The 16,178-nt window shown below is 68.1% G+C and carries 17 protein-coding genes; 6 read left to right on the top strand and 11 right to left on the bottom strand.

All coding sequences use genetic code 11. From position 1 onward, the window contains the following. Window positions 1-29: 29 nt before the first annotated feature. From ACIG5A_RS38795 to ACIG5A_RS38780, 4 genes are read right to left on the bottom strand one after another with little or no spacing between them, the layout of a single operon-like run. Window positions 30-830 (bottom strand): family 1 encapsulin nanocompartment shell protein, encoded by an 801-nt coding sequence (locus ACIG5A_RS38795; protein WP_397249634.1) that lies wholly within the window; start codon window positions 828-830, stop codon window positions 30-32. Beyond that, window positions 827-1,870, bottom strand: a complete 1,044-nt coding sequence (locus ACIG5A_RS38790; protein ID WP_397249632.1) for a Dyp-type peroxidase — start codon at window positions 1,868-1,870, stop codon at window positions 827-829. Before ACIG5A_RS38790 ends, ACIG5A_RS38795 begins: the two co-directional genes overlap by 4 nt. A gap of 57 nt (window positions 1,871-1,927) precedes the next feature. Further along, complete coding sequence (locus tag ACIG5A_RS38785) at window positions 1,928-2,257, bottom strand: cupin domain-containing protein (protein WP_397249630.1); 330 nt, start codon at window positions 2,255-2,257, stop codon at window positions 1,928-1,930. A 57-nt stretch (window positions 2,258-2,314) separates the two neighbouring features. Continuing rightward, the gene (locus tag ACIG5A_RS38780; protein WP_397249628.1) at window positions 2,315-3,316 is read right to left on the bottom strand and encodes a hypothetical protein; all 1,002 of its coding nucleotides are present in this window, start codon (window positions 3,314-3,316) and stop codon (window positions 2,315-2,317) included. Between the two features lie 103 nt (window positions 3,317-3,419). On the opposite strand from ACIG5A_RS38780, the gene ACIG5A_RS38775 reads away from it, so the two are divergent. After that, a complete protein-coding gene (locus ACIG5A_RS38775) occupies window positions 3,420-3,872 on the top strand; it encodes a MarR family winged helix-turn-helix transcriptional regulator (protein ID WP_397249626.1) in 453 nt (150 codons plus the stop codon). On the opposite strand, the gene ACIG5A_RS38770 is transcribed toward ACIG5A_RS38775, so the two are convergent. Together ACIG5A_RS38770 and ACIG5A_RS38765 are read right to left on the bottom strand one after the other, a co-directional pair. Continuing rightward, window positions 3,869-4,360 (bottom strand): dihydrofolate reductase, encoded by a 492-nt coding sequence (locus ACIG5A_RS38770; protein WP_397249624.1) that lies wholly within the window; start codon window positions 4,358-4,360, stop codon window positions 3,869-3,871. The genes ACIG5A_RS38775 and ACIG5A_RS38770 overlap by 4 nt on opposite strands. A gap of 74 nt (window positions 4,361-4,434) precedes the next feature. Then, on the bottom strand, window positions 4,435-5,238 hold the full coding sequence (locus ACIG5A_RS38765) for a thymidylate synthase (RefSeq protein WP_397249622.1): 804 nt from the start codon (window positions 5,236-5,238) through the stop codon (window positions 4,435-4,437). 45 nt (window positions 5,239-5,283) lie between these two features. On the opposite strand from ACIG5A_RS38765, the gene cobF reads away from it, so the two are divergent. The 3 genes from cobF (at window position 5,284) to ACIG5A_RS38750 (ending at window position 7,643) form a co-directional block, all read left to right on the top strand. Continuing rightward, on the top strand, window positions 5,284-6,048 hold the full coding sequence (gene cobF / locus ACIG5A_RS38760; protein ID WP_397249620.1) for a precorrin-6A synthase (deacetylating): 765 nt from the start codon (window positions 5,284-5,286) through the stop codon (window positions 6,046-6,048). Window positions 6,049-6,127: 79 nt separating this feature from the next. After that, complete coding sequence (locus tag ACIG5A_RS38755; RefSeq protein WP_397249618.1) at window positions 6,128-6,721, top strand: Uma2 family endonuclease; 594 nt, start codon at window positions 6,128-6,130, stop codon at window positions 6,719-6,721. A 52-nt stretch (window positions 6,722-6,773) separates the two neighbouring features. After that, window positions 6,774-7,643, top strand: coding sequence for an Fpg/Nei family DNA glycosylase (locus tag ACIG5A_RS38750; RefSeq protein ID WP_397249616.1), 870 nt, complete (start codon window positions 6,774-6,776; stop codon window positions 7,641-7,643). Between the two features lie 265 nt (window positions 7,644-7,908). On the opposite strand, the gene ACIG5A_RS38745 is transcribed toward ACIG5A_RS38750, so the two are convergent. The 4 genes from ACIG5A_RS38745 to ACIG5A_RS38730 are packed head-to-tail and all read right to left on the bottom strand — an operon-like array spanning window position 7,909 to window position 12,511. Then, the gene (locus tag ACIG5A_RS38745) at window positions 7,909-9,420 is read right to left on the bottom strand and encodes a carboxylesterase/lipase family protein (protein ID WP_397249614.1); all 1,512 of its coding nucleotides are present in this window, start codon (window positions 9,418-9,420) and stop codon (window positions 7,909-7,911) included. Window positions 9,421-9,434: 14 nt separating this feature from the next. Beyond that, a complete protein-coding gene (locus tag ACIG5A_RS38740; RefSeq protein ID WP_397249612.1) occupies window positions 9,435-10,871 on the bottom strand; it encodes a dihydrolipoyl dehydrogenase family protein in 1,437 nt (478 codons plus the stop codon). A 7-nt stretch (window positions 10,872-10,878) separates the two neighbouring features. Further along, window positions 10,879-11,124 (bottom strand): DUF2630 family protein, encoded by a 246-nt coding sequence (locus ACIG5A_RS38735; RefSeq protein ID WP_397249610.1) that lies wholly within the window; start codon window positions 11,122-11,124, stop codon window positions 10,879-10,881. 10 nt (window positions 11,125-11,134) lie between these two features. Continuing rightward, complete coding sequence (locus ACIG5A_RS38730) at window positions 11,135-12,511, bottom strand: PLP-dependent aminotransferase family protein (RefSeq protein WP_397249608.1); 1,377 nt, start codon at window positions 12,509-12,511, stop codon at window positions 11,135-11,137. A 79-nt stretch (window positions 12,512-12,590) separates the two neighbouring features. Here ACIG5A_RS38730 and ACIG5A_RS38725 point away from each other — a divergent pair, with 79 nt between their 5' ends. Next, window positions 12,591-13,283, top strand: a complete 693-nt coding sequence (locus ACIG5A_RS38725) for a pyridoxamine 5'-phosphate oxidase family protein (RefSeq protein ID WP_397249606.1) — start codon at window positions 12,591-12,593, stop codon at window positions 13,281-13,283. A gap of 60 nt (window positions 13,284-13,343) precedes the next feature. On the opposite strand, the gene ACIG5A_RS38720 is transcribed toward ACIG5A_RS38725, so the two are convergent. After that, window positions 13,344-14,741 carry a lipase family protein gene (locus ACIG5A_RS38720; RefSeq protein ID WP_397249604.1) on the bottom strand — a complete coding sequence of 466 codons (1,398 nt, stop codon included), beginning with the start codon at window positions 14,739-14,741 and terminating at the stop codon, window positions 13,344-13,346. 215 nt (window positions 14,742-14,956) lie between these two features. Between ACIG5A_RS38720 and ACIG5A_RS38715 the strand changes: the two genes are divergently transcribed. Further along, on the top strand, window positions 14,957-16,162 hold the full coding sequence (locus tag ACIG5A_RS38715) for a PucR family transcriptional regulator (RefSeq protein ID WP_397249602.1): 1,206 nt from the start codon (window positions 14,957-14,959) through the stop codon (window positions 16,160-16,162). Window positions 16,163-16,178: the final 16 nt, after the last annotated feature.

Raw genomic sequence — 16,178 nt, 5'->3', positions numbered from 1 at the left:
GGCGAATCGGTCAGGTCGGTAGGGAGCCGCTACGCCTCCAGCGCGACCGCTGCTTCGGCGGTGTAGGTCAGGAAGGTCAGGCTCTGCTGGAAGTACAGGTGCACCGAATCGGCGTCGTGTGACAGGTAGCCGATCGAAAGGTCCTGGCCCAGTTGCAGATCGAAGTCGCCACCGCGGGTGGTCAGCACGAACGCGCCGTCGATGGCCGGCGCCCAGATGATTTCGCCGTCCGGGATCAGGCGCTCGATATGGGTGCGGATCGGGTGGCCGTGATCGGAGGTCTCGCTGACCGCCGTGTACAGGTCGGCGCTCAGCAGCACCGAGTACGGCCCGTCGACTCCGGCCAGCCGCAGCGCGGTGAGCGCCTGGGTGACCGCCTCCGGTACCAGTTGCGGCTCGGCCGGCAGCTTGATCGGCTGATTGGACGAGCTGGCGCGGATACCGGTGATATTGGCGGCCGCGTAGCCCTCGAAAATGGCCCGGTCCTCGGCGAACGCGATCCGCTTCGCGGCATCCTTCACCGCGTCCAGATCGGTGTCCTTGGCGCCGCGCTCCACATTGTCGAGCTCATCGCGCGACAGCGAGAACGGCACCCGCAGCTCGACCAGCGGCGCGACCACGCGCTGGCGGGCGTGCACGCCCTCGTCCGGCGCGGCGATCGGCGTGGTGTAACCGAGCCCGACCGCGGAGTAGTCGACGCCGTGCGGACCGGACAGATCGACCACCCGGCGGCCTGCGATGTGCCGCTTGAAGGTGCGGGTCGCCTCTTCCTCGATCGCCTGCCACGCCTCGGCGGTGATCGGCGCGAGTTCCCGATGAAGGTTGTTCATGAGTGAATGCTCCTTTTCAGCGTGCCGATGTCCAGTGAGCCGTCGCCGTTGGTCCGCACGTCACCATTGCTTCGAACGTTATCGGCCGGCAAAGATTCCCCGGCCGGGGTCGCCGCCGCATCGGGCAGTGCGTCGAAGAAGCCGTCGGCAGGCGTGAAGAACAGGGTGCCGGTGACGGCCGTGGAGAAATCCAGGATCCGGTCGTGCGTGGCGTCCTCGGTGCCGAGGAACATCCGCTCCAACATGGTCTCGGTGACGCTCGGTGTCGCCGCGTATCCGATGAAGTACGTGCCGAATTCGCCGTCGCGCACGCTGCCGAACGGCATGTTGGCGCGCAGGATCTGGCGCTCGTTGCCGTCCGCATCGATCACGGTGTTCACCGCGACATGGGAATTCGCCGGTTTGTCCGCGTCGGCGAGTTCGAAATCCTCCAGTTTGGTCCGCCCGATGACGCGCTCCTGCTCCGATACCGGCAGCGCGCGCCACTGCGGCATCGCGTGCAGGTACTTCTGCACGATCACGTAACTGCCCCCGGCGAATTCGGGATCCTCGTCACCGATGAGCGCGACCGAGGCGGCGAGTGCGCCCTCCGGATTCTCGGTGCCGTCGACGAAGCCGAGCAGATCGCGCTGCTCGAAGTAGCGGAAACCGGTGGTCTCGTCGACGAAGGTGGCCGCGCCGGACAGCCGTTCGCCGATGGCCATCGCCAATTCGAAGCAGGCGTCCTGTGTTTCGGCCTTGATGTGGAACAGCAGATCGCCCGGGGTGGCAGGCGCTTGGTGTTTCGGCCCGGCGTAACCCGGAAAGTCGTGCAGCTCAGCGGGTTTCGGACCGGCGAAAAGCCGATCCCAGGCGGCGGAGCCGATCGAGGTGATGCAGACGAGCCCGGCGCCAGGCACCCGGAAGCCCACGGAGCGGCGTAAACCGGGCATATCGGCCAACAGATCGCGCACCGCCGCTTCCCCGCCCTCGTCGATGGTCGCGACGAGGAACAGTGCGGCCGGTGTGAGCGGTTCGAGGATCGGCTGCGGCTCACCCATGGGCTCCAGCCTAGAACCCCCGGCGTGGATACCGCCCACGCGGTATGGCCGCGTCGGCTATTGCTTGGCGACCGTCAGCAGGAAAGCGACGTCATCCACCGCTTTGACGCTGTGCCTGGCCTTGGGCACCACGAGCAGATCGCCCGCCGAACCCTTCCACTCGTTGGTCCCGCTGATCAGCGTCAGCGTGCCGCTGAGTACGAGCAGCGTCGCGTCGCCCGCGTTATCGTGCTCGGCCAGACTCTGGCCCGCGCTCAGACCGACGACGGTCTGGCGCAGCGCGTGCGCGTGACCGCCGTAGATAGTTTGCGAACTGCGCCCGCTCGTGGCGGTGGCGGCCAACTTCAGTTGTTGGCGAGCTACCGCAGTAAGCGATTTCTTGTCCATGGACCGCCTTTCGCAGTGCACACCGACCTGTCCCAGGCGGGTGTCACGGGCTGATATTCAGGAGTATGCCCGACCGTCCGGTGCCAAGGGACGGGTTTGATTGGTGTGCCCCCCGTCCGGCGTGTTCTCCTGGCGAATACCGTTGCGTCCATAAGAAAAAGGGATGCGAGAAGTTTGCTGCGCCTTGGTGAGGTTGCCAGCCATGAGCGCGAACGCCGCGCCGGATTCGTCGGTACCCATGAGTGCGGCGTCCTGGCGTCTGCCGTCGGTGGCGATGGTCCAGGAGCGCAGCGTGATGGTGGCGCCCGCCGGACGCGGGCATGTCTGCACCGGCGGATCGAGCTTGGCGGTATTGCCTCGGGTGAGTAGGGTCCAGGCGCAGCCGTCGCTGGTGCGCGCGGTGATGCGGTTGTCGTAGTCGGCGGTGATGGTGACGGCACCCCGTTCCGGGATTTCGGTGATGCCCGGCCCCGGGCCCCGGATCGTGCGGAGGTTGCGTCGGGTGGCCGGCTCGGCGGGGTCGTAGGTCCAGGTGCCGACGAACGCCGCGACGCCCGCCGCGTCGGCCTCCGCGGTGCGAGTGCGTGCGCCCTTCTCGAGGGCGAAGTCGAGATCGCGGTCGGGGCGGTGGCTTTTCGCGGTGATGGACTCGCTCATGTGGTTGCCGGAAACAGTGGCTGTCCACGAGGTGATCGTGTAGGCGATGTTCGAGGTGGGGTTGTGGCACAGCTGAGCGGGCGGGTCGAGCCGCATCGCGTCGCGATCGACGCGGAAGCGCCAGGTGCAGCCGACATCAGTGCGGCCGATCACGGTGTCGCCCAGCGTATTTCCGGGTTCCAAGGTGTAGACCACATCGCCGATCTGCGGTGCGCGCTGCGGCCCGTTGGGCAGCTCGAGGGTGGCCATATTGATCGCCGCGGCGGAGTCGGGCTGGTCGTAGTTCCATTTGCCCAGATAGGGGCGGGCGGCGGGGCCGGGATCGGCATCGTCGGCGCAGGCGCTCGCACTGAGAGCGGCAATGGCCAAGAGGGTGAGCAGGTGGTGGGCGCGGATGGACATGAGATGCTCCCGAATGTCCCGGCGAGCCGAGACGGCTAGGCTGAGATGTCAGATTTTCTAATATCTAGATTATCTAGAGAATAGATTACCGAGGGAGTGGGGAATGTCAAGCGCGCGTGCACGTTTGATCACCGACATCGCGGGTCGGCTTGGGCGCACAGTCGAATTGGGGATGCGGATGAATCACACTGCCGCTAGCGCGCTCGGTATCAATGCTTCCGACATGAGCTGCTTGCAGGCGCTGCAGGGCGGCCCGAAGACGGCGGGCGAGCTGGCTCGGCATCTCGGCGTCACCACCGCATCGATGACGACCATGATCGATCGACTGGAGCGGGCGGGCTTCGTCACGAGAACCCGCGATCCGCTGGACCGGCGCCGCGTGCTGGTGGAACTCGAATCCGGCCGGGCCAGAACCGACATCGCGCCGCTATACGCACCGTTGGTCAAGTCGTGGCGGAATCGGATGGGCGACTACACCGAACATGAGCTGGCGGTTATCGCCGGATTCCTCGCCGCCATCGAGGAATCCTTCGAATCGGAGCTCGAACCGGACTAGGCGCGCCGGTAGTGGCGTACGCGGAAACGCAGACCGGAGGTGGAGGTGCGCCAGGGTTCAGGGGTGTCGGCGTGCCATTCGAGGCCGACGGCGGGGGCGTACGCATCGCCTTCCACCCGGGTGTCGATCTCGGTCACGCGCAGCTCCGTCGCGAAAGGCATTGCCGCACGATAGATTTCGCCGCCTCCGGCGATCCAGACGGTATCGCCGCCCGCCAGCTCCATCGCCTCGGCCAGCGAACCGGCGCGCTCGGCGCCCTCAGCCGCCCAATCGGCTTGCCTGGTGACGACGATATTGCGCCGCCCCGCCAGCGGCCGGAACCGCGGCGGCAGCGAATCCCAGGTGCGCCTGCCCATCACCACCGGATGGCCCCAGGTGACCGCCTTGAAATTGGCCATGTCCTCGGGCAACCGCCAGGGGATGGTGTTCTCGAATCCGATGACGCCGTCCAGGGTTTGCGCCCAGATCAGGCCGATGGTGCGCCCCACGCCAAAGCTGCGTCCATGGCGGTGTTCACTCGGCCCTGCGTGGTTACGCAAGCTGCCTCCTCCGGGCCTGACGTTCACACCGCGACCGGCGCCTTGATGAGCGGATGATGCTGGTAGTCGACGATTTCCACGTCCTCGTAGACGTAGTCGAACAGCGTCGGCGCCGGGCGCAGCCGCAGCGTGGGGAACGGGTACGGTGCGCGGGTCAGCTGTTCGGTGACCTGCTCGACATGGTTGTCGTAGATATGGCAGTCGCCGCCGGTCCAGATGAATTCGCCGGGCTCGAGCTCGGTCTGCTGCGCCACCATGTGGGTGAGCAGGGCATAGCTGGCGATATTGAACGGCACCCCGAGGAACAGATCGGCGCTGCGCTGATAGAGCTGGCAGGACAGTTTGCCGTCGGCGACATAGAACTGGAAGAACGCGTGGCACGGCGCAAGCGCCATCCTGTCCAGCTCGGCGACATTCCAGGCGGAGACGATGATGCGCCGCGAATCCGGATCGGTGCGCAGGGTTTGCAGCACCTGGGCGATCTGATCGATGTGCGTGCCGTCCGGCGTCGGCCACGAGCGCCACTGCACGCCGTAGACCGGGCCGAGTTCACCCTTCGCGTCGGCCCATTCGTCCCAGATCGATACGCCGTGCTCACGCAGCCAGCCCACATTGGAATCGCCGCGCAGGAACCACAGCAGCTCGTAGACGATCGACTTCAGGTGCACCTTTTTCGTGGTGATCAGCGGGAAGCCGTTCGCGAGGTCGTAGCGCAGCTGATGGCCGAAGACGCTGCGCGTTCCGGTGCCGGTGCGGTCCGCCTTCGCCGTGCCGGACTCCAGCACCAGGCGGAGCAGGTCCTCGTACTGGGTATCTGTGGTCGCCACGCCTGCCAACCTTACTGCCGGTCCGGCCTGGCAAGCTCTCCGCGTATGCGCAAGCTCTACGTGATCGGTATCGGCGCGGGCGACCCCGACCAGGTGACGATGCAGGCCATCAAGGCCATGCGACAGGTCGAGGTGTTCTTCGTCATCGGCAAGGGCGCGGAGAAGCGGGAGCTGGTCGAGGTGCGCACGGCGATACTCGCCGAACATCTGCGGCATCCGTATCAGGTCGTCGAGATCCCCGATCCGCCGCGCGACCGCACGCCCGCCGACTATCGGGGTGTCGTCGAGGACTGGCACGAGCGCCGCGCCGCACTGCTCGCCGCGGCGTTCGCCGAGGTCGACGGCGTCGGCGGCATCCTCGTCTGGGGTGATCCCGCCCTGTACGACAGCACACTGCGCATGATCGACCGGGTACTCGCCGAGCAGAGCTTCGATGTCGAGGTCATCCCCGGCGTCACCAGCGTGCACGCACTGGCCGCCCGTCACCGCACCGTCCTGCACCGCATCGGCGAACCCGTACACATCACCACCGGCCGCCGCCTGCGCGAAGAAGGCCTCGGCCCCGGCTCGACCGTGGTGATGCTCGACGGCGACTGCGCCTTCACCGACCTCCCCGGCGACGTCCACATCTGGTGGGCCGCCTACCTCGGTATGCCCGACGAGACCTTGCTCGAGGGGCCGCTGTCGGAGGTGGCGACCACCATCGTCGAAACCCGCACCCGCCTGCGCGCGGAGAAGGGCTGGATCATGGACATCTACCTCCTGCGCCCCGCGGCCCCGTCCGCCGTGAATCACCAGGCCGTCCGCTGAAGTGCGATGATGTGATGCGGGGTGCATGACAGCAGCGTCGGGCGGTCATGACATCGACACGAGCACACGGAGGCGGACGATGGCGGTCGAGACGGTGCCGATCTCGGACGGGCAGCCGATCAGCGTGGCAGAATTCGACGCTCTGCCCATCGACACCAGCCATCGTTACGAGATCGAGAATGGACTCTTGCTCGTGAACGCCCGACCCGCACCGCCACAGAGCCGTGCCATCAAACGTCTGCTCGCTCAGCTCGATAGCCAGCTGCCGGAAGGGTTGGAGGCTTTCGCCGAGCTGGAGACCGAACTCCCGAAGGGCCGTTCGCCACGTCGTGTTCCCGATGTTGTCGTCGCGCCGGTCGAGGTCGACGAACAGGTGCGAATCCGTAGCGAGCAGATCGCGATCGCGATCGAAATCGCTTCCTCCGGCGAGTCCGCTGTGCGGGACTACTCGATCAAGGCAGGCGAATACGCCGCGAATGGCATCGCCCACTACTGGGTTATCGACATTCCGAACGTGGATGATGAGCCCGCCGGTCTCACCGTGTACACCCTCGATAGCGCCGGTACGTACCACATCACGCCGCGCACCACCGGTGTTGTCTCGATCGATACTCCGTTTCCGCTGACTCTCGACCTCGACTCGCTGACGGGACGTCGCAGCCCCGCGAGTTGAGCGGCGTTGTGTAGTCCGGCGGGTGTCGGTGGTGCCGGGTAGCCTGGGGATCGTGCCTGAGCTGCCAGAAGTGGAGGCGTTGGCGCAGTTCCTGCGGGAGCATGCGGTCGGCGCGGTGGTGGGGCGCGTCGATGTGGGGGCGCTGAGCGCGGTGAAGACGTTCGATCCGCCGGTGACCGCGCTGTCAGGCCGTGATGTGACCGGGGCGGGGCGATGGGGGAAGTTCCTCGGGATGGATTGCGGTGGGCTGTGGTTGATCACCCATCTGTCGCGGGGCGGCTGGCTGCGGTGGGTGGACGAGCCGAGCCAGACGCCGCCGAAGCCCGGCGGCAAGAGCCCGCTGGCGCTGCGGGTGCATTTCTTCACCCTCGAAGGCGCGACGCCCGCGTTCGACCTGACCGAGGCCGGAACCAAGAAGCGGCTCGCGGTGTACATCGTCGAGGACCCGAAGCTGGTGCCCGGTATCGCGCGGCTCGGGCCGGACGCGCTCGAGGTGACCGAGGACCAGTTCACCGAGATCATGCGCGGCGCCTCGCAGCGGATCAAGACCGCGATCGTCGATCAGACCCTGCTCGCGGGCATCGGCAACGCCTATTCCGACGAGATACTGCACGCCGCCAAGGTCTCACCGTTCGCCAATACGAAAACCATGCCCGCCGAGAAGGTTTCGCAGCTGTACACCGCGATGCGCGACGTGCTCTCCGATGCCGTCCAGCGCTCGGTCGGCCAGGACGCCGCCCGCCTGAAGGGCGAAAAGCGTTCCGGCATGCGGGTCCACGCCCGCACCGGCCTCCCGTGCCCGGTCTGCGGCGACACCGTCCGCGAGGTCTCCTACGCCGAGCGTTCCTTCCAGTACTGCCCGACCTGCCAAACCGGCGGCAAAATCCTCGCCGACCGCCGCATGTCCCGCCTCCTCAAATAGCCAGGAGCCGAGTTGCGCCACTAGCTGCGCCCCGTCCGCCGAGCGCAGTCAAATGGCCCTTCGACACGCCGTAACCAGGGGCCATTTGACTGTGCTCGGTGGTGCGATGTCAGCGGGGCTTGACTGCCTCATGCCGTTCTCGAGATGGAGAGATCTGTCGAGTGCAGTCGAATGGCCTTGTGACACGCCGCAATTGGGGGCCATTTGACTGCGCTCGATGGAATCCGATTACTTCAGCGGTGGCGCTTAGGTCTCAGCGGTGGTGCTAGGTCAGGGTGGGGACGCGGATGCCTTGCCAGGCCAGGCGTTTGGCTTGGTCCGGATCGTGGACCAGGCGGGTGGGGTCGTCGATGATCAGGGTGGTGCGGCGCTCTTCGGTGTAGGCGGGCCAGGAGGGCAGCGGTGTACCGGTGTGCGCGAAGGTGAGCCAGTTGTCCTGGAACTGACGGGTCACGGCGCGCAGGCCGCGGCGGCCGCCCGCGGCGGTGAAGGCGCGGCCGATCGCGTTGTCGGTGGCGCCGAAGACGGGGATGAGGTCGGTGGCGTGGGTGGCGCCGAGACCGGCGAGATGCAGTGCGCGCGGGGCGAAGTCGTAGCGGTAGGCGTAGGTCGGCGCATAACGGCTGTGCCCCTCCATAGCGAGCAGCGACGGCCGCCAGAAGGTGTAGTCGCCACCGGCGCGCACCGCGGCCTTCGGCTCCGGATAGCCGGAATAGGCTGCGGCGATGCGGGATTCGAGTTCCGCGCCGTCCGGGCCGAGCGCCTTGCGCAGGCGCTCGGGTTTGGTCGGCAGTTCGTCGGCGAACCGATCGAACAGCGTGCCCTCGTCCCGGTTCGTGCCGATGATCAGCGGCACCCGGTGTGCGGTGCCGTCGCGCAGTGCGTCGATCGGCGCCTGCGGCAGATAGTCGCCGTCGACGGTGGGTACCGCGGTGAACACGCCGGGCTGTGCCCGCATCACGGTATTGATGGCCCGGTCGACGGCGCGGCGAATGTCGTTGGCGTCGGCGCGAATCAGGGCGGTCGCGGCATCGTCGGCGGTCGCGCCGAGCGCGTCGACGCAGCGTCGCGCGAAGACCCGCGCGTCGTGCGCGCCGACGGCCCAGTCGGCGGGCGGGCTCTGCGCGATGCCGCGGTGGAACAATCCCTTGGCCGCCGGGGTGGCCAGCAGGCTCAATACCGCGTGCGCGCCAGCGGATTCGCCGAAGATGGTGACGTTGCCTGGATCGCCGCCGAACGCGGCGATATTGGTCCGCACCCATTCCAGGGCGGCCACCTGATCGCGCAAACCTAGGTTCGAGTCGAAAGTGTGCTCCGCCGTGGAGAATTCGCCGAAATCGACGTAGCCGAAGGCGCCGAGCCGGTAGTTCAGCGACACCACGATCACATCGCCGCCGATCGCGAGCCGGGCACCGGAGTACAGCGCGAGCGCCGATGTGCCGATGAGGTACCCGCCGCCGTGGATGAACACCATGACCGGCCGCGGCCGATCGGCGGGTGTCACCGGTGCGGTGACATTCAGTGTCAGCGAATCCTCGTGCGTCGGCTGATAGCGGCGCGGCCCGATCCGCGCGCCGGACCTGTGCTGCATCGCGGCGAAGCCGAATTCGGTGGCCTGGCGAACCCCCGCCCACGGCGTGACCGGCTGTGGCGCGCGAAATCGCAGGTCTCCTACCGGAGGTGCGGCGTAGGGAATGGACCGCCAGCGCAGCACGCGGCGGCCCCGACGCCCGCGGACCATGCCGTCGGCGGTCTGGATATCTGTCGATGCCACCATCTTTCCGATGGTATCTAGGCCCGCCGTGCCTCCAACAGACGTAACCAGAATTCGCTCACGGCCGGATAGGCGGGCACCGCGTGCCACAGGGTTGCCATCGGCACCCTGCCGACCACGGCGATGGTCGCCGCGTGCAGCTGTTCACCCATGTCGGGGCCGACGAAGGTGGCGCCGAGCACGGTATCGGCGGCACGGTCGATGACCAGCTTGGCCCGTCCGTCGAAGTCGTTGCGCGCCAGCGCCGATCCGGCCACGGCGATATCGAGCTCGACCGTCTCCACGTTGTATCCGGCGTCCCGCGCCGCCGCCTCGGTCAGCCCGACCGAGGCCACCTCCGGTGCGGTGAACACGACCTGGGGGACCTGCTGATGATCGGCGCTCGCCGCATACCGGGCGTCGGTGAGCGTGCGCCCTTTCGCACGCGCGGCGATCACGTCGCCGCACACCCTGGCCTGATATTTGCCCATGTGCGTCAGCGCGACCCGGCCGTTCACGTCGCCGACGGCGTACAGCCAGTCGGAGCCGGGCACGGTGAGGTGATCGTCCACCGTCACCGGGCCTTCCGGCAGCCCGACCGCCGAGAGCCCGAGATCGGCGGTGGCGGGCGCGCGTCCGGCGGCGGCGACGATCTCGTCGACCTCGATGGTCGACTCGCCCGCGGGCCCGTCCAGCACGACTGTCGCCGGGCCGCCGTGGATGCGCCCCTCGCCGGTGTCCTTGGCGTCCGGCCGGTCGACGCGCACCGGCGAGGTGCCGAAAAGCACACGCACGCCCGCGGATTCGAGTCCGGCGGCCACCCGCTCCCCGGCGAACGGTTCGGCGGCGGCGAGCAGCGCCCGCCCGCGCACCGCGACGGTGACCCGCGCGCCGAGTGTGGCGAGCCAGGTCGCGGCCTCGCAGGCCACCACGCCGCCGCCGATGATCAGCACGCGGTCCGGCACCTCGTGCAGGTTGGTCGCGTCGCGCGAGATCCAGGGCAGCGCGGCGCGCAAACCGGGCACATCGGGCACGTTCGCGGTGGTCCCGGTGGCAAGTACGACGGCGAGCCCGGCCCGCAGGGTACGGCCGCCGACCTCGACGAGCCGCTCACCGGCGAGTCGGCCGGTGCCGCGGATGACGTCGATGCGATTGTCGTTCGCCCACCGCACCTGCGACGCGTCGTCGTGGTCGTGCACGAACGAGTCACGCCGCCGCAACACCGCGTCGACATCGAGGCCGGACGCGGTGATCCCGTCCATCGCCCGCGCGTTCGCCAGGACATGGCCCGGCCGCAGCAGCGCCTTACTCGGCATACAGGCCCAGTAGGAACATTCGCCGCCGACCAGCTCGCGTTCCACGATGGCCGCGGTGCGGTCGCTGCCCGCGATCGCGTAGGCCGCGGCGTTCTCCCCGGCCGGTCCGGCGCCGAGGACGATGACGTCGTAGTCGGTCGTCTCGTATTCGGTGGTCACCGGGGGATTACTGGAGATAGCCCTCGACCTGTTTGGCGGTGTTCACCTGGGCGTCGTCCGGCGAATCGCCCTTATCGATGCGCGCGCGGCGCTGCCGCAGCAGATCCCAGCACTGGTCGAGCATGACCTCCAGCTCGGCGAGGCGCTGGCGCTCGGTCTTCGGATCGAGTTCGCCGCGGGTCGCCTGCGCGCGCAGTTCGTGCTCGTGGTCGACCAGTTCCTTGATACGGCCCAGGATGTCCTGTTCGGTCATGCGCACCACTCTACGGCCGCGACAGGCAGTAGCTCGCGATGCGCGTGGCCGCGGTGAGCACCGACTCGGGCAGCGCCGCGTAGCCGAGGGCGACGCCGAAGGTGTGTTCGTCGCCGAGGTGATGGCGGGCGAGCCCGTCGAGGTAGACGCCGCGCCGCTTGGCCATGCCGCAGACCCGCTCCTCGGCCGCCGCCGACGGGAGCGGCACCACGACGTGTGAGCCCGCATCGTCGCCGATCACCTCGAGGCCGCGCCGGTGCAGCGCGTCGACGACCACCGCGCGGCGCGGCGGCATTTCGCGGCGCAGCCTGCGCAGATGCCGGGCCAGATCGCCGTTGCGCGCTAATTCGACGAGCACCTGCTGCCCCGCCGGACCGGGACTGGTGCCGGTGCGTTCCCGGTGTGCCAGTACGGCTTCGGCGATACCCGGCGTGGCGACCAGCCAGCCCGCGCCGAGGCTCGGCGACAGGATCTTGCTCGTGGTGCCGAGATGGACGACCACATCGGGGGCCAGTGCCGCGAGCAGTGGTAATGGCGCTGTGTCGTAGCGTAATTCGCCGTCGTAGTCGTCCTCGATGATCAGTACGCCGCGCTGCCTGGCGAATTCGACGAGCTGCACCCGGCGTGCGGCGGGCATCCGCCCGCCCAGCGGAAACTGGTGTGCCGGAGTGCAATACACCGCCCGGATATCGGCGGGAAGCTGATCGACCCGCAGGCCTTGCGCATCGACCGGAATGGGCAGCACCTGCACGCCCGCCGCACGGAACGCGCCGACCGCGCGCTGGTAGCCCGGATCCTCCATCGCCACACGGTCACCCGGCCGCAGTATCGCGGCCGCGAATTCGCCTACCGCGGAACTACTTCCGGCGGTGGCGAGCACCACGGTGTCGCTGCCCGCGGTCAAGCCGCGGTGCCGGAGCAGATGTTCGGCGACGGCGGTGCGGTAGTCCGGTTCGCCCGCCCGATCCTTGCGCACCAGCGGCGCACGGTCGGCGGCGGCGCGCCAGGCCCGGCGCCAAGCGGCCGGATCGATGGTCTCGATGCACGGCGCGCCGGGGCCGAGATCGAGCAGGTCGGCGGCCTCGTTCGAGGCGGCCGACATGACGGGGTGCGCAGGCGTCGGTTGCGGCGCCGCGAGCAGATAGGTGCCCGAACCCTGCTTACCGCTGATCCAGCCTTCGGCCTGCAACTGGTCGTAGGCTGCGGAGACGACGGTCCGGCTCACCTCCAGCTGGTCGGCGAGCGAACGGGACGAGGGCAGCCGGTCGCCGCGGCGCAGCACCCCGGTGGCGGCCGCGGCCCGCAGCCCGTCGGCCACCTGCACCGATAGCGGCGCGAGGCCCTTGCGATCGAGCTCCAGCGGGAGCTCGTCGATCCGGTTCGCCATCTCCGCCCTCCAAGTGGTCTTTCATTTTGCACACGAATTGGCTATTCAAGAATGCCACCTCCTCCCCGATGCTGGGAACATGATCGAATCAGCGACTCCACGGACACCGCTTTCCTCGACGCCGCGCAGCACGCTGACCAGGTCGAAGGAGCGTGGCAGGACCGACCGCGCCGAACTGGACGCGGTGCTCGACGCCGGACTGATCTGCCACCTCGGCGTGCTGCTGCACGGCGCTCCCGTGGTGCTGCCCACCGTCTACGGCCGCGACGGCGACACCCTCTACCTGCACGGATCGACGGGCTCCGGGAACATGCGGGCGGCCATGACCGGCGATGTCTCGGTGGCGGTCAGCCTGGTGGACGGGCTCGTCTACGCGCGCTCGGCGATGCACTTCTCGATGAACTACCGCTCTGCGGTGGTGCACGGGCGCCCGGTGGAACTCACCGAGCGCGAGGAGCGGCTGCACGCGCTGCGGGTGATCGTCGAGCACTCCGCGCCGGGCGCGTGGGACCGGGTGCGGCAGCCGAGTAAGAAGGAACTGGCGGCCACCGTCGTACTGGCGCTCGACCTCACCGAGGCGTCGGTGAAGGTGCGCTCCGGCCCGCCGCGCGACGACGAGGCCGATATCGAGACCGGCGGTGTGTGGGCGGGCGTGCTGCCACTGCGTCAGGTGTGGGACGCGCCTATCGACTCCGACGATCTGGAGCCGGGTGTCGAGGTGCCGCGGGAAGTAGTGCGGCGCAGTGAATCCGGGCTGATCGTCGCAGGCTGAACGACAAGGTGGACAGGCGAGCCCGCCTGTCCACCTTGCTTGTTACTTGTTCGCGGTTCGTTACTTGTTCGCGCCGATGGCCTGTCCGACGAGCGCCTGGATCACCGTCGGCACCAATTCGACCAGAGCCTGGCCGAACTGTGGATCGGTCACGATTGTTGCCGGGCTGCTGATCGCGCAACCGGGTTGCGCCGGAACGCCGTTCAGCCGATCACGGAGCCAGTTGAACGCACCGGGCAGGTGGGTGGCGACACCGGAGATGTGCTCCGCCAGCAGTTCTCGCACATAGGTAACGCTCGGCGCGCCCTCGGCGCAGTACTTGTTCACCAGACGGTCGACGCCCGAATTCGGCAGGATCTCGTCGTATTGCGCGTGATAGATGTACACCGGCACCGACGGGGTGAACTGGCCCAGCGAGTTCTCCGCGATGAACCGCTTGACCGTCGGATCCTCCAAGGGATTACCGCCTTGGAACGAGCCGAAGTAGTTGTAGAACGGTATGAGCCCGGTGCCCATCGGGTGGCAGAGGATGTACTTCGAACCGATCAGCAGCTGCCCGAGCGGATCGAGCCGCTCCCGCAGCAGCTGCCGGAAATCGGGGTACTCGTTGGCGATTCCGGCGAACACACCGGTGTACACGCCGCCGTTGTTGTGCCGGAAGGCCTCCGCGTAGTCGGCCGCCGCGATGCCGCCCGCGGCGATGCCGACGATGTTCAGCTCCGGCGCGTACTCCTGTTTGATCTCCGCGGCGAACGAGCTCGGTACCGTGCCGCCGGAGTAGCCCCACAGCGCCGTCGGCGTATCCCGTCCCGAAAGCTGGGCCGGAGCGAAGCTTTCCACCGCACGGATGCCGTCGAGGGTGGTCTGCGCGTTCAGGCGTGAGGTGCCGTAGGACGAGTTCGGGCCCTCGTAATCGGGCAGCGCGACTGTCCAGCCCTGTCCGATACCGGCGGCGATGGGGATCAGGATCTCCGACGCGTTCACGAAGTCCGCTGGAATAGCCCCCGATTGGACCACATAGGAGGGCGCGCAGTACTGCGCCGCGCTGTCCTCGGCGATCTGATACGACAGCAGTTTGCGTCCGCCCTCCGGTGCGGGACCCCGTGGCTTCAGCACCGTGGTGACGGTGGCGATGGCGGCACCGAAGGTGTTGGTGCTGCGGTACAGCAGCTGCCACGCGTCGATATTGAGCTGTGCGAAACCGAAGAAGGCGGGGTGGATGGCGCGCACCCGCAACACCTGTCCCGGTTCGGCCGCCGCGACGAGACCGGCGGGTGGCTGGTAGAACTCGTCGAGTTCGGGCGGCAATGTGAGCGCGGGCGGCTGCTCGATCCGGATGGCGCCGGGATCGGGCGGCCCGGCCGCGGCGGTGACCTGGATGGTCGGTGCGAACAGGATCCCCGCCGCGGTCCCGGCGGCGAGCAGGCGGCGGCAGCGGCGCCATCGGCGTTGGCTCATCGAAATCCTCATCTGTGCACGGTGTGTCGCGATCATCGGTCGCGTGGTCGATTCACCGTGTCAGGCGGCCGTGGCCTGGGTCACCGTTCACATGCCAAGGAATGAGTTCCGCGATTTGTGCGTTCGACAGGGCGGTGGTTTGGCCACGTGCACCAATCAGATTGTCCGGAACTGCCTATTGTGCGGACGGGTTTGTCTGTGGAAACAATATTCGGATGACCGCTCGTCCGAATCCCGAGGCCGTGGAGGAATTCTCGGAGCACTTCCGCGCGCTGCTGCCCGAGGTCGCGCGGGACATGCTCACCGGAGTACTGCAGACCGTCCCCGACTATCGTGAGTTGCCCGCCGAGCTGATCGGTGTCGAATTGCCCAGGGCCGCCGAGGCGAACCTGCGGCTGTTCCTGAACTCGTTGATCGAGGGGCGGCCGCCGCACGGAGACGAGCTGGCCGAGCTGGTCGAGGTCGCGGTGCGCCGCGCCAGGGCGGGCGTCCCGATCGACACGGTCCTGTCCGTCTACCACCACGGCGCCATCGCGGCCTGGAATTCCATGGCGGCCGGGGCGGTGACGCCCGAGCAGCGCGAACAGCTGCTCGCCGCAGTGCCTTTCGTGCTCGGCTACCTCGGTGCGGTGACGCCCGGTGTGGCGGGCGCGTATCTGCGTGAACGTCAGGACCTGCACTGGGAGCAGCGGGAAGCCAAACGCGCGGTGGCGCACGCGCTGCTGCACGGCAAGCCGGTGGATCTGCTCGCCGAGCGATTCGGGATCGCGCTCGACGGCGGATTCCAGGTGCTCGTCTTCCGATTCGTCGAACCCGAGGGGCCGTCCGGTGGCGGTAGTCGTCCGGTGCTGCGCTTGACGCACAGCGAGGTGGATGCGTTGTCCCCCCGTGCGTTGAGCATCTTCGACCGCACGGGCGGCGTGGTACTGCTGCCCGCAGGTGAGGACGAATCCACCACGAAGCCTGCCGGTTTCGTCACCCGGCTGGCGACGGGGGCCGGTGTGCGCACCGTCGCCGGACTGGCGAGCGCCACGACCGCGGCCGAGGTCGGCGCCGCCGCTGAGGAAGCGGGCGAAATCGCCAGGCTGGCAGGGCAACTGAAGCGGCCGACCGGCCTCTATCGGATGGCGGACCTGGCGCTGCAATATCAGCTCGCCCGCCCCGGCCCTGCCCGGACCTGGCTGCTTTCGCTGCTGACCCCGCTCGAGGGGCAGCCGCATCTGCTCGATGCGTTGCGCGCCTTGATCGATCACGGCTACAACCGGCAGGATGCGGCGGCAGCCCTTGTCGTGCACCGCAATACGCTCAACTATCGCCTGCACCGGATCGCCACGCTCACCGGTTACGATCCGAGCCGCCCCGAACATGCCCAACTCTTCGCCGCCGCGTTGACCGCGCACGCGCTGATGGACTCGAACTGACCGCCAGCGGTCGACG

The sequence above is a fragment of the Nocardia sp. NPDC052566 genome (assembly GCF_044547285.1).
Taxonomy (GTDB): Bacteria; Actinomycetota; Actinomycetes; order Mycobacteriales; family Mycobacteriaceae; genus Nocardia.
The sequence above is the reverse complement of the archived record's forward strand: the minus strand, read 5'-3'. Positions and strand labels throughout refer to the sequence as shown.